At 44.2% G+C, this 20353-nt stretch carries 22 protein-coding genes; 14 read left to right on the forward strand and 8 right to left on the reverse strand.

The window, feature by feature from the left end; translation table 11 throughout:
• Positions 1–23: 23 nt before the first annotated feature.
• Positions 24–719, reverse strand: coding sequence for a tRNA (N6-threonylcarbamoyladenosine(37)-N6)-methyltransferase TrmO (gene tsaA / locus AB4249_RS17490; RefSeq protein ID WP_017063354.1), 696 nt, complete (start codon positions 717–719; stop codon positions 24–26).
• Between the two features lie 124 nt (positions 720–843).
• Between tsaA and AB4249_RS17495 the strand changes: the two genes are divergently transcribed.
• The 3 genes from AB4249_RS17495 (at position 844) to AB4249_RS17505 (ending at position 3204) form a co-directional block, all read left to right on the forward strand.
• The gene (locus AB4249_RS17495) at positions 844–1104 is read left to right on the forward strand and encodes a type B 50S ribosomal protein L31 (protein WP_136982694.1); all 261 of its coding nucleotides are present in this window, start codon (positions 844–846) and stop codon (positions 1102–1104) included.
• On the forward strand, positions 1104–1229 hold the full coding sequence (ykgO, locus tag AB4249_RS17500) for a type B 50S ribosomal protein L36 (RefSeq protein ID WP_010436457.1): 126 nt from the start codon (positions 1104–1106) through the stop codon (positions 1227–1229). The genes AB4249_RS17495 and ykgO overlap by 1 nt, the downstream gene beginning before the upstream one ends.
• A 388-nt stretch (positions 1230–1617) precedes the next feature.
• Complete coding sequence (locus AB4249_RS17505) at positions 1618–3204, forward strand: AbgT family transporter (RefSeq protein WP_010436458.1); 1587 nt, start codon at positions 1618–1620, stop codon at positions 3202–3204.
• A 112-nt stretch (positions 3205–3316) separates the two neighbouring features.
• On the opposite strand, the gene AB4249_RS17510 is transcribed toward AB4249_RS17505, so the two are convergent.
• Positions 3317–3760 carry a YaiI/YqxD family protein gene (locus AB4249_RS17510; RefSeq protein WP_017063355.1) on the reverse strand — a complete coding sequence of 148 codons (444 nt, stop codon included), beginning with the start codon at positions 3758–3760 and terminating at the stop codon, positions 3317–3319.
• A 54-nt stretch (positions 3761–3814) separates the two neighbouring features.
• The gene (locus AB4249_RS17515) at positions 3815–4102 is read right to left on the reverse strand and encodes a hypothetical protein (protein WP_017069390.1); all 288 of its coding nucleotides are present in this window, start codon (positions 4100–4102) and stop codon (positions 3815–3817) included.
• Between the two features lie 768 nt (positions 4103–4870).
• Between AB4249_RS17515 and AB4249_RS17520 the strand changes: the two genes are divergently transcribed.
• A complete protein-coding gene (locus AB4249_RS17520) occupies positions 4871–5389 on the forward strand; it encodes a GNAT family N-acetyltransferase (RefSeq protein ID WP_017060749.1) in 519 nt (172 codons plus the stop codon).
• Here the strand turns inward: AB4249_RS17520 and AB4249_RS17525 are convergent.
• Together AB4249_RS17525 and AB4249_RS17530 are read right to left on the reverse strand one after the other, a co-directional pair.
• Entirely contained in the window at positions 5355–5663 is a 309-nt protein-coding gene (locus tag AB4249_RS17525) for a DUF3301 domain-containing protein (protein WP_017060748.1), read from the reverse strand. The two genes, AB4249_RS17520 and AB4249_RS17525, sit on opposite strands and share 35 nt — an antisense overlap.
• An 84-nt stretch (positions 5664–5747) precedes the next feature.
• A complete protein-coding gene (locus AB4249_RS17530) occupies positions 5748–6788 on the reverse strand; it encodes a DUF3549 family protein (RefSeq protein WP_017060747.1) in 1041 nt (346 codons plus the stop codon).
• Positions 6789–6875: 87 nt separating this feature from the next.
• Here AB4249_RS17530 and AB4249_RS17535 point away from each other — a divergent pair, with 87 nt between their 5' ends.
• Together AB4249_RS17535 and truC are read left to right on the forward strand one after the other, a co-directional pair.
• Complete coding sequence (locus AB4249_RS17535) at positions 6876–7190, forward strand: YqcC family protein (protein WP_372104156.1); 315 nt, start codon at positions 6876–6878, stop codon at positions 7188–7190.
• Positions 7190–7939, forward strand: coding sequence for a tRNA pseudouridine(65) synthase TruC (gene truC, locus AB4249_RS17540; protein WP_372104159.1), 750 nt, complete (start codon positions 7190–7192; stop codon positions 7937–7939). Before AB4249_RS17535 ends, truC begins: the two co-directional genes overlap by 1 nt.
• A 154-nt stretch (positions 7940–8093) precedes the next feature.
• Here truC and AB4249_RS17545 read toward each other — a convergent pair whose 3' ends face one another.
• The 3 genes from AB4249_RS17545 to map form a co-directional block, all read right to left on the reverse strand.
• Positions 8094–8477 carry a DUF3461 family protein gene (locus AB4249_RS17545; RefSeq protein WP_004734354.1) on the reverse strand — a complete coding sequence of 128 codons (384 nt, stop codon included), beginning with the start codon at positions 8475–8477 and terminating at the stop codon, positions 8094–8096.
• Between the two features lie 164 nt (positions 8478–8641).
• On the reverse strand, positions 8642–11263 hold the full coding sequence (gene glnD / locus AB4249_RS17550; RefSeq protein ID WP_017069386.1) for a bifunctional uridylyltransferase/uridylyl-removing protein GlnD: 2622 nt from the start codon (positions 11261–11263) through the stop codon (positions 8642–8644).
• A 138-nt stretch (positions 11264–11401) separates the two neighbouring features.
• Complete coding sequence (gene map, locus AB4249_RS17555; RefSeq protein ID WP_065583997.1) at positions 11402–12280, reverse strand: type I methionyl aminopeptidase; 879 nt, start codon at positions 12278–12280, stop codon at positions 11402–11404.
• Between the two features lie 457 nt (positions 12281–12737).
• On the opposite strand from map, the gene rpsB reads away from it, so the two are divergent.
• From rpsB to rseP, 8 genes are all read left to right on the forward strand, one after another.
• Positions 12738–13469 (forward strand): 30S ribosomal protein S2, encoded by a 732-nt coding sequence (rpsB, locus tag AB4249_RS17560; RefSeq protein WP_009847420.1) that lies wholly within the window; start codon positions 12738–12740, stop codon positions 13467–13469.
• Between the two features lie 138 nt (positions 13470–13607).
• Complete coding sequence (gene tsf, locus AB4249_RS17565; RefSeq protein WP_010436487.1) at positions 13608–14453, forward strand: translation elongation factor Ts; 846 nt, start codon at positions 13608–13610, stop codon at positions 14451–14453.
• A 155-nt stretch (positions 14454–14608) separates the two neighbouring features.
• Positions 14609–15340 (forward strand): UMP kinase, encoded by a 732-nt coding sequence (gene pyrH, locus AB4249_RS17570; protein ID WP_017060742.1) that lies wholly within the window; start codon positions 14609–14611, stop codon positions 15338–15340.
• Between the two features lie 98 nt (positions 15341–15438).
• Positions 15439–15996 (forward strand): ribosome recycling factor, encoded by a 558-nt coding sequence (frr, locus tag AB4249_RS17575; protein ID WP_017060741.1) that lies wholly within the window; start codon positions 15439–15441, stop codon positions 15994–15996.
• Positions 15997–16094: 98 nt separating this feature from the next.
• On the forward strand, positions 16095–16847 hold the full coding sequence (locus AB4249_RS17580; RefSeq protein ID WP_017063364.1) for an isoprenyl transferase: 753 nt from the start codon (positions 16095–16097) through the stop codon (positions 16845–16847).
• 15 nt (positions 16848–16862) lie between these two features.
• Positions 16863–17705, forward strand: a complete 843-nt coding sequence (locus AB4249_RS17585; RefSeq protein WP_017060738.1) for a phosphatidate cytidylyltransferase — start codon at positions 16863–16865, stop codon at positions 17703–17705.
• Positions 17706–17756: 51 nt separating this feature from the next.
• Positions 17757–18965: a 1-deoxy-D-xylulose-5-phosphate reductoisomerase gene (gene ispC, locus AB4249_RS17590; protein ID WP_372104162.1), complete on the forward strand. Its 1209-nt coding sequence runs from the start codon at positions 17757–17759 to the stop codon at positions 18963–18965.
• Positions 18962–20320 (forward strand): sigma E protease regulator RseP, encoded by a 1359-nt coding sequence (rseP, locus tag AB4249_RS17595; RefSeq protein ID WP_017060736.1) that lies wholly within the window; start codon positions 18962–18964, stop codon positions 20318–20320. Before ispC ends, rseP begins: the two co-directional genes overlap by 4 nt.
• Positions 20321–20353: the final 33 nt, after the last annotated feature.

Here is a 20353-nt window from a genome sequence, read left to right on the forward strand (position 1 = left end):
ATAATATCAGCCTATTTGGGATCTCAAAAGCGTTCAATGTCAGTTACATTGATGAAAAGCGTTTCAACCACGAATTTCACGTTAAGATTGAACAAATTTACCGCATATTCCTTGTTGTCAGGCTTGCCTTTTTTATAGGCAGGTCGCGGATCTTGGCCTAATACTTCTTTGATCACCTGAATGATATGGCGCGCTTGTGGATGGCTTGCGAGCTTACTTTGCGCTTGCTGCGAAAAGTTAACGTCGAGCACTTCTGGTTCATCGGCGGCAAACCCTCCCAATGCATCCGGAATCGAATCTGAATAGGGGATATAAGGCTTGATGTCGATGATCGGTGTACCGTCTACTAAGTCGACGCTGCCGAGATCCAACCAAGTCTGTCCTTTCTCTTGAGACACACCTTTTAGTTCAACCGCAGACATGCCAATTCCATTTGGTCTGAATGTGGCACGTGACGCGAATACACCAATACGTTCATTCCCGCCAAGGCGAGGTGGCCTCACAGTTGGTTTCCAGCCTGCTTCAAGGTTCTTGTCGAACAGAAATAGTAACCAAACATGGCTAAATTGCTCTATATCACGAACAGACTCAAGGCAGTTTGCTGCATCAACCAATCTGACTCTTGAGGTGGATGTGGGTACCAACCTGGGCTGCCTTGGCACAGCGAACTTCTCTTTATAAGGAGACTCAATAAAGCCAACAGGTTCAATTGTGTACATAGTTGGGTGTTCTCTGATTACGATTAAGACGGAAAAATATCATAAAATCGCTTGTTTTTCTTTTGATAACAATTGTCACTTGTAGTGTTATAACATATCAAGTTGGTTATTTAAGGGGAATACAATGAAACCGAATATCCATCCAGATTACCGTCCCGTGGTTTTTCATGACACCAGTGTCGATGAGTACTTCTTAATCGGCTCAACTCTAAAAACAGACCGTACTATCGAATGGGAAGTCGGCAATACTTGCCCTTACTTCACGATTGAGGTGTCGCCAAAGTCGCATCCTTTCTATACGGGCAAACAACGAGTGCTACATAAAGAGGGACGCGTTGCGAACTTCACTCGTCGTTTTGGTCAATTAGGTAAGGGAGCTAAATAATGAAAGTTGTTAAATCACTTAAAAGTGCGAAAAGCCGTCACCCTGATTGCCAGATAGTTAAGCGTAGAGGGCGTCACTATGTGATCTGTAAATCCAATCCAAGATTTAAAGCGGTTCAAAAATAACCGTCAATATGATGTGACATGTGTGTAAAAACGAGGGGAAAGTCAAACTTCATTCATTTGTCTGTTTTTCTTTTCCTTCGAGAGGAACTTAACCGGATATCGAGTGTGTATTTAACGTACGATGTATTTTATTTTTAAGTGAATCAATGGGTTATATTGTGAGTTATATTTCTAGTGAATGCGTTGTTGTAAATTATAAATCTAGTTTTTGTGTTTAATATAGATTTATTTGCTAATTAATTGTTCAAATAGAGTTAAAAGTCGTCGTTTGTTACACACTTTGTAACATTTTGAATTTCTAATTGATATTTTTGTCGCGTACCCTTCGCTGGCAATTTGAACATCTTTGTCACAATTGCACAGGAATCACTACACAAGGAGGGAACAGATGAGTTCATCTGCTTCAATAAAAAACAACGCACCAAAAAAACCTATTTTCACACGCTTTTTAGACAGCGTTGAATATTTGGGGAACCTTTTACCCCACCCAATCACTCTTTTTGCTATCTTCTGTGTCGCAATCCTAGTTTCTTCAGGTATTGCTGGTTACTTTGAAGTGTCTGTCATGGACCCTCGCCCTGAAGGTGCTAGTGGTCGTGCTGCTGATGGTATGATCCACGTTGTAAGCTTACTTAATGCTGAAGGCTTACAACTCATCGTAACGAATCTAGTTTCGAACTTTGTTGGCTTTGCGCCACTTGGTACTGTACTTGTTGCAATGCTAGGTGTTGCGATTGCTGAGCACTCAGGTCTATTATCTGCGGCAATGCGCGGCATGGTAATGGGCGCATCTCAGCGCATGGTTACTGTAACCGTGGTATTTGCCGGTATTATCTCTAACACGGCTTCAGAGCTGGGTTACGTAGTACTTATCCCTCTTGCAGCAATGCTTTTCCACTCATTGGGTCGTCACCCATTAGCAGGTCTAGCGGCAGCATTTGCTGGTGTATCTGGTGGTTATTCTGCAAATCTACTTATAGGTACGGTTGATCCACTGCTTTCTGGTATCACAGAAACAGCAGCACAAATGCTTGATCCATCTTACTCTGTTGGCCCTGAATCAAACTGGTACTTCATGTTTATTTCGACCTTCTTTATCTCGATTGCCGGCGCATTGGTAACAGAGAAGATTGTTGAACCTAAACTGGGTAAATACAATGTCGAAGACGCGTCTGAAGATCTTTCAAATGACTCAATGGGTAAGCTTACTGCTATTGAGAAGAAAGGCCTTAGATTGGCGGGTGTCGCTGTATTAATCGTGAGTGCGCTTTTAGCTTGGACTGTTGTTCCTGCTGACGGTGTTCTACGTTCAGAGGCGGGCACGATTTCAGGCTCTCCATTCCTGAAAAGTATCGTCGCGTTTATCTTTGTATTCTTTGCTATTCCTGGTTTTGTTTACGGCAAAATTACCGGTTCAATGAAGAATGACCGTGATGTGATTAATGCAATGGCAACGTCGATGTCTTCAATGGGCATGTACATCGTTCTTGTATTCTTTGCTGCACAGTTTGTTGCTTTCTTTAAGTGGACGAACTTTGGTCAAGTGGTTGCTGTAGGCGGCGCAACATTCCTTCAGGATATCGGCCTAACGGGTCCAATGTTGTTCTTCGCATTCATCCTAATGTGTGGTTTCATTAACCTGATGATCGGTTCAGCTTCTGCACAGTGGGCAGTAACAGCGCCAATCTTCGTTCCAATGCTAATGCTAGTAGGCTACGCACCTGAAACGATTCAAGCGGCTTACCGTATCGGTGATTCAACAACCAACATCATTACACCAATGATGAGCTACTTCGGTCTTATCCTTGCCGTAGCAACTCGCTACATGAAGAACCTAGGTATCGGTACACTGATCGCGACAATGTTGCCTTACTCAATGGTATTCATGTTTGGTTGGAGCATCTTGTTCTACCTATGGGTATTCGTATTCGGTCTACCAGTAGGTCCAGGCGCTGCAACGTACTACACGCCTTAGTTGTAGAGTAGGGGAAACCTTCTTCTAATTGATATTAAAAAAACCTGCATTGTTTGCAGGTTTTTTGGTTTTTTATGGAGAGATAGAACTAGGTTAAGCTCGGATGAGCCAGCTAGCGTTTGGCTAGAATTCTATCTAAGTGGTTGGCAAACTCACGACGGTCGGTTTGAGAAAGGGCACTTGGTCCACCCGTTTGGATGCCACTTGAGCGCATGGTATCCATAAAGTCACGAATGTTCAGACGCGCTTTAATGGTCTCTTTGGTGTAAAGCTCACCACGAGAGCTGAGTGCTTGCCCACCTTTAGTGATCACTTCGTCAGCCAGAGGGATATCGGATGTAATCACAAGATCGCCGGGTTCAGTGCGCTTTACGATTTCATCATCAGCAATATCAAACCCGCTTGGCACTTGAATTGAGTGAATGTTATTGCGTTTAGGAACGGGAACCAGATGGTTTGCCACAAAGGTACATTCAACCCCTGTGCGCTCAGCTGCGCGTACGATTGTTTCTCGGATAACCTTTGGACAAGCGTCCGCATCAACCCATATCTTCATAGTGTTCTATTTCTCTGTTAGCTTATTTATCGGTCAACTTATTGCTCAGTTGCCTTATTGATCAGTTAGTTTAGCTTCAAGCATGGCAACGCGAGCAGTGAGTTCAAGGATTTGCTTTTCCAGTTGGCTAACACGATCAAGTGCTGGCTCTTCTTGTGTCGCGACTTCAACTTTAGGAACACGATTTGCGCTTTTCCAGCTCTTGATGGTCGTGATTAAAGCGGGCATCGGAACGGATGTGCTCATACGAGCCTTAACTAAAGCAACTGTCGGCTCTTTCCCTTGCGCTTGCAGTCCTTCAAGCACTGATTTCAACTCTTCAGAAACATCTTTTGTCAGCATGTTGATCTCCATTTTTAGTCTTTAGTCATTTTACTCGCTCTGGTGAATGATAGCGAATCATAAAACCGCCCATGGCTTGTGAGAGATCTCTTACAAAGGTTGTGAGATAACACGAATACATCGCTAGAGAGATTGATGCTCACATGGTTAAGGTGTTGAATTTTAATTGTTTTATATAATTAACAACTTTCTTGAATTCAAAATGTGATGCAAATCTATTGTCCGAAATCCTAAATCGCGTAAATTAAACCTTGTCGGAAGGATTCTGACACGGAACAGGAAAGCACCAAGGATTTGGTTATCTTCAGGATGAAGATTTGGTTACTTAGGATTGAGTGATCAAGCATGGAGCGTAAGGACATTGTAGGGATACAGTCAGTTAACAGGAAGTTAGCTGCAACGGAATGACAATGGACACCTTTAGGATTAAAGGGTTGGATTAGCATCAGGACGATGTAAAGGACACCGCTCACGGAACAAGTGATGTGCGCTAACTAGGATTGTTAGCTTTCAGGATGATTGGACACCGCTAGGACGGCGAAGTAAAGGAAAGAGCTGAAGGATTACAGCCACTATTATGGATGATGCATGGAGCATTAATTAGTAGCCGGACTGCTGCGAGTAAGACCCTAGCCCTGACACTTCGGTGTCGGGGCTTTTCTTTTCCTAAGGCTTTTTCTCTATCTAGGGGCTCTCTTTAATTCAGGAGCTTTTATCTAAGCACGCGACATCTGCTTTTCTGCTAATGGTCAACACAAGGAGTGTTTTATGACGATAGCAACCTCAAGAACGCTGTTGGTACCTTATACCGAGCAGTTAGAACATGACTTTATCAAGTTGAATTGCTGCCCCATCAATCGTGCTGAAATGAACGGGCCGCATTCTATTGCCTCTGCAAAACACCTATTTCAAGAAATACTGAACGACAACGTTGGTTTTTGCCGAGCCATTATCCACAACCAAACCCGCGAATACCTCGGGCATTTGTTTGTTTCGTCTGAAGAAGGGAAGCATGAACTGGGATTTATTCTGGACAAGGAGTTTTGGAATCAAGGCCTTGCTAGTGAAGTGCTAAAACCTTTCTTTAGTTTGGTTTGTTTTGAAGAACACCTAACGAATGTTGTCGCGACCGTTAATGTTGGTCATAACCCATCAATTAAGTTACTTGAAAAGTTAGGCTTTGCATTTAAAGAGACCAAACAAGATCAGTTTGGCCCTTATCATGAATATAGTTATACCGCGTATTGCGACGTTACATTCTATGAGGCTGTAGCTCAAACCGCATAGAACGGAAGCCCACCATGGTCAGTTTCCCTTGGTACAGGTCATCACCTAACGCTGAAAACTCAAATTGATACACGGTGTGCCAGCGCCAAATGGTGGTGAGCTCATGGCGCATCTTAAGTTTATGACCACTAAAGGCAACACTTAATAGCTGTAAGTCGAGCTCTTTACATTTTCTCGCAATGGCAGCTTTCGCAAGCTCGGATTGCCTGCGCTGTTGCCAAAACAGAAAGCAAAAGAAGCACAGCATCAAAATAGCCAATAAGTTATCTATCATTTAATCCATACTTCCTTTTATCTCTCTATTCCGTTCGTGATTTGAGCTTTTTGTTATGAGCTACTGAGCTGTTCTGTCTGGTATCTATTGCGACTTAGCCGCTTGTTGTAATTCTACAAGTGCATTGGCGAGTTCTGGTGATGGGTTCGAGTTCAATAATGGTAAAAATACCATTCTCAGTGTCGGAATCATCACTAAATCTGCAAATAACTGATTGAACAAGTTTTGGTTGCCCGTTTGTGCGAGACGCAGCAAGAACTGCTCAGCAATCGCAGGATCTTGCAGTGCGTGCCAGCTGCGACCAGCCAAACCAATCAATACTTCTTGGTGGCTTAAGCGCGGGCTAGCCAGAACTTGGTTAATTACGGCGTTGGTTGTGCTTTGCTCTGCGCCAGAAAGGGCACGTACCAGCGCTGACAGTAAGAACAGATCTGGCTCTTGACTGTTAATCTCATTCTCTGCCATTTCTTGTAAGCGTTGAGCGAGCTTGTCATTGATTTGCGTATGCTCAAGCGCCCCGAGAGTCGCGTATAGAGGTTCTGAAGGCAGCTTATTCAATGCTTTGCGAATCGCGACACCATTTTGTTGGCTGCCTAAACGAGCACACATATCAGTGATGCCTTGTAGGCCAACGGTTTTCCAGTTGTCCCAGCCTAGATCGCCTGTGAAGTAGTGTTGAGCGTGTTCGTAGTATTGGCTCGTTGCAAGGTCTAAACCTGCTCTTACTTGGCTATGGAACACGGCCATTTTGTCTTCTGAAGGCTTGAAGGTATATGGGTTGTTTGACAGCTTTTGTTGTTGCTCTTCGCTGATCTCACCGTTCAAACGTGTGCCCATCGCTTCGATAACAAACTTAAGGAAATTGCCGACATCACCTTGATGTAATAGGCCTCTTTCGTCCAGTTTGAATTTTAGGAACCAGATCCAAGGTTGCTTGTGTTCGTTCCAGTAACTAATCGCTAAGTGAGCTTGTTTCTGAAGTGGAAATGGGTACGGCTGTTTCCCTTGCTCAACATCAGAGAATAAGGTGTTGTCGATCTTCTGAATACGGCGACCTAGGTCGTAGATATCGTACTGGCAACCGCTATTCTTTAGTAACTGAGTGAGCGTGTGAATCGTTTCCATAGTAATAAAGCTCCTAACTTTCTTTCCTAAATAGATGGTACTCTATGCCCCAATTTCAAGGTCACTAGATAAATAACTTGGTGAAAAATGACAGCAGCCACAAAGTTACCTCTTTTACTTCAACAATTAGAACAACAAATGCGCCAATGTTCCCTATGGAGCGATGTTTCACCTTCGGATGAAGCTCTGGCGAGCGTTGAGCCTTTTGCGATTGACTCACTACAGCCAGAAGAGTGGTTGCAGTGGATCTTTATCGTAAAGATCAACGCAATGATGGATGCCCAAATAAGCCTACCGAGAGGCTTTGCGATTCATCCTTATTTTGGTGAAGTATGGAAAAATGAGGCAGAAAAAGCTGAACTGCTAGTGACGATTCAGAGTATTGATGAGGTATGTGCGTAATGTTAGAGATCATTTATCAAGATGAGTACTTTGTCGCGGTGAATAAGCCAGCCGGCATGCTAGTACACCGCTCATGGCTCGATAAACACGAGACTCAATTTGTTATGCAGACACTGCGAGATCAAATTGGTCAGCATGTATTTCCATTGCATCGCTTAGACAGACCGACATCTGGTGTGTTGGTGTTTGCGTTGTCGAGCGAGGTTGCTTCACAGGTGATGCCGATGTTCGCTAACCATGAGATGCAAAAAACCTATCATGCGATTGTTCGTGGTTGGATAGAAGAGGGCGACACGCTCGATTATGCACTCAAGGTCGAGTTGGATAAGATCGCAGACAAGTTTGCAAAAGAAGATAAAGAACCACAAGAAGCTGTCACCGTTTACGAGCCGCTAGCAAAAGTAGAAGTGCCATATTCAACAGGACGCTTTCCTACGAGCCGCTACTGCTTGGTTGAGATGATGCCAAAGACAGGTCGCAAACATCAGCTGCGTCGTCACATGGCTCATCTAAGACATCCGATTGTCGGTGATACTTCACATGGTGATGGTAAGCACAATCGACTGTTCCGTGATGATTTAGATTCGCATCGTTTGTTGTTGCACGCTTCTGAGCTTCGCTTTATCCATCCTTTCACAAAAGAAGAGTTGGTGATGAAGGCCAACCTTGATGAAACTTGGCTAAGGTTGTTTGAAACCTTTGAGTGGGATACTAACTTAATCGATGCTCAAACTTGCTTGTCTAAGTAAGTCTCGCGTGTTTAGGCAATCTCCAGTCTAAGTGAATAGAGAAAATAGAATAAAAAAACAAAGGGCTGATAGTGATATCAGCCCTTTTTGTATCTGTATAACCTTAACGGCATAACTAATGTTGGTTAGTTAACAGTAATAGTTAGTCGCGGGATCATTTTAGCTTTTCTAGATCAGCTTCGATCTCAGCGATCTTGCTTGATACCACTTTCTCTAGATGGCGTAAGTCGGTAAGGATCTTCTGCTTCACATCCACCTCAGCCGTTGGCGTCGGTTTGGTGATTTTGTTGAGTTCATCAATCACAAGAGTGAGGTTGCGGTTAATCTCTGTCACTTCTTTGTATTGATTATTGCCACCGCTAACAAGCACACTTTTTACTTGTCGTGGGTACTTAAATTTAACGCTTTTCGCGAACAGTTCCCCTTTCTGCTTACGAAAGTAAATCTTCAGGATATCTTTGTGCGCTTCTTGGCGAAGGGAGTAACGTTCAATCTGTTTAGGTTCGTGGATACCTAAGCCAGTGAGGTTTGGATACATAAGCGACCTCTAGGTTATGAATGTAATACTTTTATGTAATTGACTTGATCAATGTAGCAGCCTAACGACGAGCTAGATAGTTGATATCTGTGAATTGATTGTAAGTTGTGGGCAAGATCGCTCTCTATCTTTACCCACACTTATCTGATGATTAGATTCTGTTTTTAGGGCGCAAGTTCCGAAACATGCTCCGTCAATCTTTCTCTTAGCGCTTGTTCCTGCTCTTCAGATAGCCTTCCTCCCGCTTCACTAGTCAGAATAAACAAATCTTCTGCACGTTCGCCGATGGTGGTAATTTTAGCGCCGTGCAAATTGATGTCTAACTCAGCAAAGGTTGCACCGACTTGAGCCAGTAATCCCGGCGTGTCCAATGCTCTGAGTTCCATCAAGGTGCGTTTCTTGCTCTTGGTCGGTAGGAATTCGACCAGAGTCTTTACCTTGAAGTGCTGTAAGTTACGCGGCGTTCTGCGTGTTCTAATTTTAGTTGGACGACCATCAGCTAGAACGTGAGTCAGATGTTTAGCAACGGCTTTGTGTCTTGCTTCATCAATCGCTTCGCCGTGCTGGTCTAGTACGATAAAGGTATCCAAAACATGACCATCTTTGCTAACCATGACCTGCGCGTCATGAACGTTAAAGTTACGTCTGTCGAGTTCGGCAACCACGGTCGCAAACAGTGCTGCTTGGTCTTTACAATAAACGAACACTTCTGTGCCACCGCGCGTCGCTTTCTTACTGATCAGCACTAACGGTTGGCTTGGGTCTTCTAGGCGAAGTAAGTGCTCACAGTGCCAAGCGATTTGTTTATGTGTGTGACGCAAGAAATAATCGGCCTTAAAGCGTTGCCACAACACTTCAATCTCACGAGCGGTGAAGCCTTCTTTACGCAGCAGTGCTGATGCCATTTGTTGGTTGTGACGAATACGGTCTCTGACATCGACAGGGTTTTCCAAGCCGCGGCGCAGTGCTCGCTGCGTTGAGTGGAACAGCTCAGCTAACAGGGTTCGTTTCCAACTGTTCCATAGCTCAGGGTTAGTCGCACAGATATCGGCAACGGTTAAACAAACCAGTAGCTCGAGTGATTCTTCATCACGCACTTTTTTGGCGAATTCGGTGATCACATCTGGGTCGTAGATATCACGACGTTGAGCCGTTACTGACATCAATAGGTGATTTTGTACCAACCACGCGACTTGTTTGGCTTCAGGCTTCGATAGCCCGTGTTCAATACAGAAAGAGTAAGCCTCAACCGCACCTATCTCAGAGTGGTCTCCGCCGCGGCCTTTGCCGATGTCATGGAAGATAGCGGCAAGGATCAGCAACTCTTTCTTCTGTACTCGAGGATAGACTTCACAGCAGATAGGGTGCTTATCGTGGTTTTCGATTTGACCAAAGCGGTTGATGTGCTTGAGCAGGCGGATACTGTGCTCATCCACGGTGTAAACATGGAATAGGTCAAACTGCATCTGACCAACGATCTGGCTCCACTGCGGTAAGTACGCAGAGAGCACGCCCAATTTGTGCATTAAGCTAAAGGCTTTGTGCAGGGCATTAGGGTGGCGAACTAGATCCATGAACTTGTCACGAGCTTCAGGAATGGTATGCAGGAATCGGTTCAATCGACGGCGTGCCGTACGCAGTTGTCGCAGTGTTGGTGGACTTACCCCTTCGATAGTCGAGTCATTGGCAATATGGATAAACATATCGAGAATCGTTTCTGGTCTTGCTTGGAATAGGGCAGGCTTGCGCGCTTCGATCAACGAACCTCGACGTTGGAAATCACTATCGAGAATTTCAGCGTCTTGGGTTTGACCGCCATTGATGATCGCTTGATCGAACAGCTTAAGCAGCATCTTATTCAGTTCAGCAACACGACGAAGGGTTCGGTAGAACTCTTTCATCATCATCTCAACACCACGGTTTCCTTCACCCGTATAACCCAGATGTTCAGCGACTTGAGCTTGATGCGCGAACGTTAAACGGTTGTCGTAACGGCGCAGTTCAATATGCAATGCAAAGCGAACACGCCATAAAAAATCTTGGCACTCAACGAGCTCACGATATTCAGCATCGGTCAGAAAGCCGTATTTGCTCATCTCTAACAAAGAGGTCGCGCCGAAGTGGCGACGCGCAACCCAGCTCAGGGTATGGATGTCTCTGAGCCCTCCCGGAGTCGATTTGATGTCCGGTTCTAAATTATAGGTGGTGTCGTGGTAGCGAGCATGACGCTCTCTCTGTTCTTGAATCTTGGCTTTGTAAAACGTCTCACTTGGCCAAAATGAATCGGAATGAATCTTCAGTTTTAGTTCTTGGAAAGTGTCTTCACTACCACATAACAATCGCGACTCTTGTAGGTTGGTCGCGACGGTTAAATCATCGGTGCCGATATCGAGACACTCAGTAATAGTTCGCACAGCATGGCCAACTTCGAGCTTTAAATCCCAAAGTAGAGTAATGAATTGACTGACCTTTTCACCAAGAGCTGGTGGTAGTGTTTTTTGCGAGACAATGAGAATATCAATGTCAGACAAAGGATGCAGTTCGCCACGACCATAACCACCCACTGCGACAAGTGAAATATGAGGCAGTTTGTTGAATCCGAAATTTTCCCACAAACGATTGAGAAGTAAATCCATGTATTCGGAGCGCAGTAGAACCAAATCGGTGACGGGATGGTGGTTCAGAAATTCATTTTTTTGATACTGCGTGAAGATCTCGAGCTGATTTTTTAATTCGCAGATTTCAATTTGTTCGTCATTGAACGTAAGAGGGCATTGATAAGGCATAGTCTGCTATCCGTGCAAGCAAATGAGAATAGTAAACAATTTAACAGAAGCTGATGGAAAATCGAAATTGAGTGGATAAAAAATATCCTCGACAATGCGAGGATATTTTTAAAAGGCTGATGCGCTCAGTTCGGTGAACTAAGCGTTCTTCATGATACGTGGGATTGTATCATCGCTGCGCAGTGTTAGTACTTCACAACCAGTATCAGTTACAACCAGAGTGTGCTCCCATTGAGCCGAGTTCTTGCTGTCTGCTGTGTATACTGTCCAGCTATCTTCGTCATCAAGACGACAGCCAAACTTACCCGCGTTGATCATTGGCTCGATAGTGAAGCACATGCCTGCTTTTAGCACGGTGCGATCGCTGTTCTTGTAGTGAACTACTTGTGGATCTTCGTGGAATTCAGAACCAATGCCGTGACCACAGTAATCTTTAACAATAGAGAACTTAGCGCGTGGGTTGTTCTTGTTGTTTGTTTTGATGTACTTCTCGATAGCAGTACCGATTTGACCAAGTTGAACACCTGGCTTAACTTGGCGCATGCCTTCGTAAAGTGCTTCTTGAGCAACCATACATAGACGCTTGTTTGCCGGTGAAACCTCACCAACAAGGAACATCTTAGATGTGTCACCGTGGTAACCTTGTGGACGAACGCTTAGGTCTGCATTTTCATCATCAGGAACAATCACAGTTATATCAACGTTTAGAATATCGCCATCTTTCAATACTGCAGGTTTGAATTGACCTGTGCTACCTGTCTCATCTTGTGATGCTGGAATGCCGTGACACACGATGTGGTTGATAGACGTACAGATTGACTTAGGGAAACCGTGGTAATCAAGTGGTGCTGAGTATGCGCCTCTTTCTAGAGCGTACTCGTGACAGATTTTGTTCAGTTCTTCTGTCGTTGTACCTACTTGGATGTGAGGTTCAATCATCTCTAGAATTTCAGCGGCCAGTTTGCCGGCAACGCGCATTTTTTCGATTTCTTCAGCAGTTTTAATTTTTACAGCCATTGCATATCTCTTAATTTGGTAGCACCTAAGTGTGCATATTGGGGCTATTCTATCAGTGCAGCATTTTAGCGCAACATTACCATGTCCGTACAATATTGGTGGATACTGCTCAATCTGAGTGGATAATGTTCGGTTTAATGGTGCAGCGTGATTTGAATAGGACACTATTTTACAGAGGAAATTCGCCGCCACGGTTCAGTATAGCAGTCGCCATTTTTAGAATTTTTTCTAGCCATAGATAGACAAAATATGGTATAAAGCGCGCCGGACATCAGGACTGTTTTCTCCACTTGGCGAAACAAGCTTTGTGTCCACTAACTTATTTCTTTAAATCACACACATTCCGACACATGTTCCGGGGTGCCTCAACAACATAGATAACGGCTGAAAAGTGGTTAGTTGTTAGGGGTCGGATTCATGGGGGATGTGGAGGCCTAACCCCATAGAGGATTTTAAAATGGCAACTGTATCAATGCGCGATATGCTTAAAGCTGGTGTTCACTTCGGTCACCAAACTCGTTACTGGAACCCAAAAATGAAGCCATTCATCTTTGGTGCTCGTAACAAAGTACATATCATCAACCTAGAAAAAACTGTACCAATGTTCAACGACGCTCTAGCTGAAATTGCTAAAGTTGGCGAGAAGAAAGGTAAAGTTCTTTTTGTTGGTACTAAGCGCGCTGCATCTGAAGCTGTTAAAGAAGCTGCTATCAACAGCAACCAGTTCTACGTTAACAACCGCTGGTTAGGCGGTATGCTAACGAACTACAAAACTGTTCGTCAGTCTATCAAGCGTCTGAAAGAACTTGAAGCGCAAGCTCAAGACGGTACTTTCGACAAGCTTACTAAGAAAGAAGCTCTAATGCGTACTCGTGAAATGGAGAAGCTAGAGAAATCTCTTGGTGGTATTAAGAACATGGGCGGCCTTCCAGACGCTCTATTCGTAATCGATGCTGATCACGAACACATCGCAGTTAAAGAAGCAAACAACCTAGGTATCCCAGTTTACGCTGTAGTTGATACTAACTCTAACCCAGACGGCGTTGACTTCGTTATCCCAGGTAACGATGATGCAATCCGTGCAGTACAGCTTTACCTAAACGCTGCTGCAGACGCGGTTAAAGAAGGTCGTAACAAAGATGTTGCTGCTGTAGCTGCTGAAAAAGACGGTTTTGTAGAAGCTGAATAATAGCGGCTCTGAGCCATATTTAGTTCATATTAAGCGGTCATAATCGGTGGCTTAACGGACTGAATACAGTCAATATCAGGGGCCAATTAATTAGGCCCCTGTTTTTTATCTTTTTTAGAATTTACTGAGGAATAGAGAATGGCAACTGTAACTGCAGCTCTAGTTAAAGAACTTCGTGAACGCACAGCTGCGGGCATGATGGAATGTAAAAAAGCACTTGTTGCTGCTGAAGGCGACATCGAGCTAGCAATTGAAAACATGCGTAAATCTGGCGCAGCGAAAGCAGCTAAAAAAGCTGGTAACGTTGCTGCTGAAGGCGCAATCATCATCAAAGAAGCAAACGGCGCAGCTGCTCTTCTTGAAGTTAACTGCCAAACTGATTTCGTAGCTAAAGATGCAGGTTTCCTTGCATTCGCTAACGAAGTTGCTGAAGTTGCTCTAGCAGAACGTCTAGAAATCGCTGCTCTTCAAGCTAAATTTGAAGAAGCGCGTATTGCACTAGTAACTAAGATCGGTGAAAACATCAACATCCGTCGCGTACAATTCGTTGAAGGTGTTGCACTAGCTTCTTACCGTCACGGCGAGAAAATCGGTGTTGTTGTTGCTGGTGAAGGCGAAGCTGAAACGCTTAAGCACGTTGCAATGCACGTTGCTGCATCACGTCCTGAGTTCCTAAACCCAGAAGACGTACCTGCAGACGTAGTTGAGAAAGAAAAAGCAGTTCAAGTTGAAATCGCTATGAACGAAGGCAAACCAGCTGAAATCGCAGAGAAAATGGTTGTTGGCCGTATGAAGAAATTCACGGGCGAAATCTCTCTAACTGGTCAAGCTTTCATCATGGAGCCTAAGCAAACTGTTGGCGCTATCCTGAAAGAGAAAGGCGCTTCAGTATCTGACTTCGTACGTCTAGAAGTTGGTGAAGGCATCGAGAAAGCGGCTGAAATGAGCTTCGCTGACGAAGTTGCTGCGGTACAAAAAGGTTAATCCTTAGCGTATTGTTTGAAAAAGACCGTGGCAAATGCTGCGGTCTTTTTATGAATAATGAATTATTTCCGACTTTTAGCTGTTATGAATGCAAACTGAGCTCTTCAGTTTTTATCCATGACTGTTAATCATCAACTCTTTGGAAGGTAAACTCCATGACTACGAACCCTAAACCAGTGTATCAACGTATTCTGTTAAAACTTAGCGGTGAAGCGCTACAAGGCGAAGAAGGTTTTGGTATTGACCCAACGATCCTTGATCGTATGGCTCAAGAAGTAAAAGAATTGGTTGAACTAGGCGTTCAAGTTGGTGTTGTTATCGGTGGCGGTAACTTGTTCCGTGGTGCTGGTCTTGCTGAAGCTGGCATGAACCGCGTTGTTGGTGACCACATGGGTATGCTTGCAACGGTAATGAACGGCCTTGCAATGCGTGACGCTCTTCACCGTGCTTACGTAAACGCACGTGTAATGTCTGCAATCCCTCTTAAAGGTGTGTGTGACGACTACAACTGGGCAGATGCAATCAGCCAACTACGTCAAGGTCGCGTTGTGATCTTCTCTGCTGGTACGGGTAACCCATTCTTCACTACGGATTCTGCTGCATGTCTACGTGGTATCGAAATCGAAGCTGACGTAGTTCTAAAAGCGACAAAAGTAGATGGTGTATTTACTTCTGACCCTGTAGCAAACCCAGACGCAGAGTTGTATGATACGTTGTCTTACAACACGGTTCTTGATAAAGAACTTAAAGTAATGGACTTGGCTGCATTTACGCTAGCACGTGATCACAAAATGCCAATCCGTGTATTTAACATGAATAAACCAGGCGCACTACGTCGCGTGGTTATGGGTGAAACTGAAGGTACATTAATCAGCGACGCTGACTAATTTTTCGGGCTTACTGAGGTGTTGTACCTTGGCAAGCTTATCCTTATCACTCCAAATAAAAAGCTTTCTTGAAGAAAGAACATAATCAAGGTGAAATTGTGATTAACGAAATCAAAAAAGACGCTCAAGAGCGCATGGTAAAAAGTGTTGATGCACTAAAAAACAGCCTGCAAAAGATTCGTACAGGCCGTGCGCACCCGAGCCTACTTTCTGGTCTTACTGTTGAGTACTACGGTGCTCCAACGCCTTTGACTCAAGTAGCTAACGTTATCGCTGAAGATGCACGTACACTAGCTATTACAGTGTTTGATAAAACGCTGACTCCTCTAGTTGAAAAAGCAATCCTGACATCTGACCTAGGCCTAAACCCTATGTCTGCGGGTACAGTTATCCGTGTTCCACTTCCACCGCTAACGGAAGAGCGTCGTAAAGACCTAGTTAAAATCGTTCGTGGCGAAGCTGAAGGTGGCCGTGTTGCTATCCGTAACATCCGTCGTGACGCGAATGGCGATCTAAAAGCACTTCTTAAAGATAAAGAAATCTCTGAAGATGAAGATCGTAAAGCACAAGACGAAATTCAAAAGCTAACTGACGCTGCGGTTAAGAACGTAGACGAAGTTCTAGCTGTTAAAGAAAAAGAGTTGATGGAAGTTTAATCTTCCATATTCTTTTCTTTCCGGAAAAACGCTGTACTCACGGTGCAGCGTTTTTTTATGCTACTCTGTTCGACTATTAGAATTTGATTCACTCTTTTATGCATAATTCTCAAGCGTTCACAGACTCTCTTCCTAAACACATTGCTATCATTATGGATGGTAATGGTCGCTGGGCAAAAGCTCAGGGCAAGCCTCGCGTCTTTGGCCATAAAAACGGTGTTCAAGCCGTTCGTAAAACTATCTCTTCTGCAGCCAGACTTGGCATTAAAGCCGTTACTCTTTTTGCATTTAGTAGCGAAAACTGGCGTCGTCCTGAAGAAGAAGTCGGTATCTTGATGGAACTGTTTATTTCAGTGCTGTCGAGTGAAGTTAAAAAACTTCATAAAAATAATCTACAACTTCGTGTTATTGGTGATAAAAGTCGTTTCAATGATCGACTACAAAAGAAGATAGAAGAAGCGGAAGCTTTGACTAGCACCAATACGGGTATGGTTATTAATATTGCAGCTAACTACGGCGGTAAGTGGGATATTCAGCAAGCAATGACCTCTATTGCTCAACAGGTAAAGTCTGGTGATATTAATGTAGATGACATTGATGAAGCTATGATTACACAGCACCTGACAATGGCAGATATTCCTGAAGTCGATCTACTTATCCGTACCAGTGGCGAATGCCGCATTAGTAATTTTATGCTTTGGCAGTTGGCTTACGCCGAAATGTATTTCACTGAACAATTCTGGCCAGACTTTAATGAAGACAGCTTAGTAGAAGCTGTGACTTGGTTTGTTAACCGTGAGCGTCGTTTTGGATGCACCGGTGAGCAAATTAAAGCTTTGATGGACAGTTAATAAGGATTTTTTGGTTTGAAACAACGAATTATTACGGCGTTGATTTTAGCTCCCCTAGTTATTCTAGGTATTTTCGAGTTATCACTTCCTACATTTATTCTTTCACTAGCGGTAATCTCGCTATTGGGTTTTTGGGAGTGGACTCAGTTTGTGGAAAGCAAATCGCGTTATTTAGCGTTGATTCCAACGGTTGTGGTTAGTGCTGCAAGTTTTTCTTTTATCCCTTTTGATGCATTTAGCCTTAATAACTTGTCTACTGCTCACTACGCCATTCTAACGATTGGCTCGATTTGGTGGGTAATCGCGAGTGGCATGGCGGTGACTTATCCTAAGTCTATGCCTGCATGGAAAGACTCTTCTCTTCTTCGTCACGCCTTTGGTGTGCTGACTCTGCTGCCATTCTTCTGGAGTGTGGTTATCCTGCGTGCTAACGGTATCGATGCTGATCCTTACCACGGTGCTAAACTGGTGATGTTTGTTTGCTTGCTTGTTTGGGCTGCAGATAGCGGCGCATACTTTTCAGGAAAGAGTTTTGGTAAGCGTAAAATGGCACCAGCGGTAAGCCCTAATAAGACGATTGAAGGTCTTATCGGTGGCATTATTACTGCGGTGATCGTGGCTTGGATCTTTGCTGATTTGTTTGATATCCAATTCACAAGCCCACTTCACATGATTGTTATTACCCTTGTGACCGTTGTTATTTCTGTTCTAGGTGACCTTGTTGAAAGCATGTTTAAGCGTGTTTCTGGGGTGAAAGACAGCAGTAATCTGATTCCTGGTCATGGTGGTATACTAGATAGAATAGATAGCTTAACGGCTGCATTCCCTGTCTTTGCTCTGCTTTATTTAGCATTCTAATAAAAAAGGGCAGTGATTCTGCCCTTTATTACATTTCTACGGTCATATGTGATGCGAAATCTAACTATCCTTGGCGCTACCGGCTCAATTGGTGCAAGTACACTAAAAGTCGTTGAGCAAAACCCAGATCTCTATTCAGTGGTTGCACTGGCTGCAGGCTCGAATGTTGAAAAGATGCTGGCGTTAGTTGAAAAGTGGCAACCAAGCTATGTTGCTATGGCTTGCTCTGATGCAGCGTCTCAACTGACTGAAGTGTTGTCCGTGAGTTACCCTAACGTAAAAGTACTTTCAGGCACTGAAGGCATGTGTCAGGTTGCTTCTCTAGAGGAAGTGGACACGGTAATGGCCGCGATTGTTGGTGCCGCTGGTTTACTTCCTACTATGTCTGCGGTTAAAGCGGGCAAGCGTATCTTGCTTGCAAACAAAGAAGCTTTGGTGATGTCTGGGCAGTTGTTTATCGACGCCGTGGAAAAATACGGTGCAGAGCTGCTTCCTGTCGATAGCGAGCATAATGCTATTTTCCAATGCCTTCCGCAGAACGTACAAACTAACCTAGGCCGCTGTAACCTTGAAGAAAACGGCATTAACCATATTCTTCTGACTGGTTCTGGTGGTCCTTTCCGTTATACCGATGTGGCTGAACTCGAATCAGTGACTCCTGAACGCGCAATTGCACACCCTAACTGGTCTATGGGGCCTAAGATCTCTGTCGATTCTGCGACTATGATGAATAAAGGGCTAGAGTACATTGAAGCGAAATGGCTATTTAATGCTTCTCAGGAGCAGTTAAAGGTCATCATTCACCCGCAGTCTGTGATTCACTCGATGGTTCAGTACAAGGATGGCTCTGTGCTTGCTCAAATGGGCGAACCAGATATGGCAACGCCAATCGCTTTGACGATGTCTTACCCTAATCGTACCGAGGCGGGTGTTAAGCCTTTAGACTTTACTAAAATGGGTGAGCTTACCTTCTTAGAACCAGATTTCAGTCGTTACCCGTGTTTGAGGTTAGCGATTGAAGCATGCTACTTAGGTCAGCATGCGACAACAGCCATTAATGCAGCAAACGAGATCGCGGTCGATGCTTTCTTGAACAATCAGGTGAAGTTTACCGATATTGCTGTCATTAACGAACACGTTATGAGCAAAGTATGTGAACAACATAACTTTGAGGGTTTAGATAGCTTGGAAAGCCTTCTCGAGCTCGATAATATGTCTCGTCAAATAGCCATTCAATTTATTAAAGAGCAGCTAGCATGAGTGGAATTCTGTGGAACTTCGCATCTTTTATCGTAGCGCTTGGCATTCTGGTTGCTGTTCATGAGTTTGGACACTTCTGGGTCGCTCGTCGTTGTGGTGTGAAAGTTGAAAAATTCTCGATTGGTTTTGGTAAATCAATCTGGAGTAAAGTGGGCCGTGATGGTACTGAATACAGCTTGTCCGTGATTCCACTGGGCGGCTACGTTAAGATGCTCGATGGTCGTGTTGACGATCTTTCTGAAGATCAACAGCAATACGCTTTCGACAAGAAGCCGCTTTGGAAACGAACGGCGATTGTGGGTGCAGGCCCTGCATTCAACTTTATCTTTGCGGTGTTCGCGTATTGGTTAGTATTTTTGATTGGCGTACCCGCGGTTAAGCCCGTGATTGGTGAAGTCACTCCACAATCTATTGCTGCACAAGCCGGAATTGAAACTGGAATGGAACTTAAATCTATTTCAGGAATCAAAACCGCAGATTGGGAATCAGTCAATATGGGGTTGATATCGCACATTGGTGATCAATCCATGACAGTGACGGTTGCTTCTCAAGACGACATCGGCTTTGAGCAACAAATGACATTGGATATTTCAGACTGGTCGTTCAACCCAGAAACTGAATCTGCAATGACAACGCTGGGCTTTAGACCGTATTCTCCAGAGATATCGACAGTGCTCGCTCAAATCATTGATGATGGCGCTGCATACGATGCAGGTCTTGAAGCTGGCGATAAAATTGTTGAGATTAACGGGCAACCTATTGAACAGTGGCAGTCGGTTGTTGAGTTAATTCGTGCTAATCCAATGACATCATTGGACTTGGTCGTATTGCGAAATGGTGCCGAGCAGTCATTGGTTATGACACCAAAAAGTCGAGAGCTTTCTGATGGTTCGACAATCGGCTATGCAGGTATTGCTCCGGAAGTCGCAGAATGGCCAGAAGATTATCGCTTTGAGTTACAATTTGGTGTAATTGAGTCTGTAGGAAAAGCATTTGATAAAACAGGTCAAATCATTGGATTGACACTGACAATGCTTAAGAAGCTCATCGTTGGTGATGTTGGCTTAAACAACTTGAGTGGCCCTATTTCAATCGCTAAAGGTGCAGGTACAACCGCCGATTATGGTCTGGTTTACTTCTTGGGCTTTTTGGCTCTGATTAGTGTTAACTTAGGGATTATTAATTTGGTTCCGCTGCCTATGCTTGATGGCGGACATTTGCTGTTTTTCGCTATTGAGGCCGTTACTCGTAAACCGGTACCTGAGAAAGTTCAGGAAATGGGATACAGAGTGGGAGGGGCAATCCTCTTCTCATTGATGGCTCTGGCAATATTTAACGATTTTACTCGTCTGTGAATGGTTTCTCACAGGCATTGGTAGTAGCAAGGA

It is taken from the genome of Vibrio sp. 10N.261.55.F4, from assembly GCF_041470465.1.
Lineage (GTDB): Bacteria > Pseudomonadota > Gammaproteobacteria > Enterobacterales > Vibrionaceae > Vibrio > Vibrio crassostreae_C.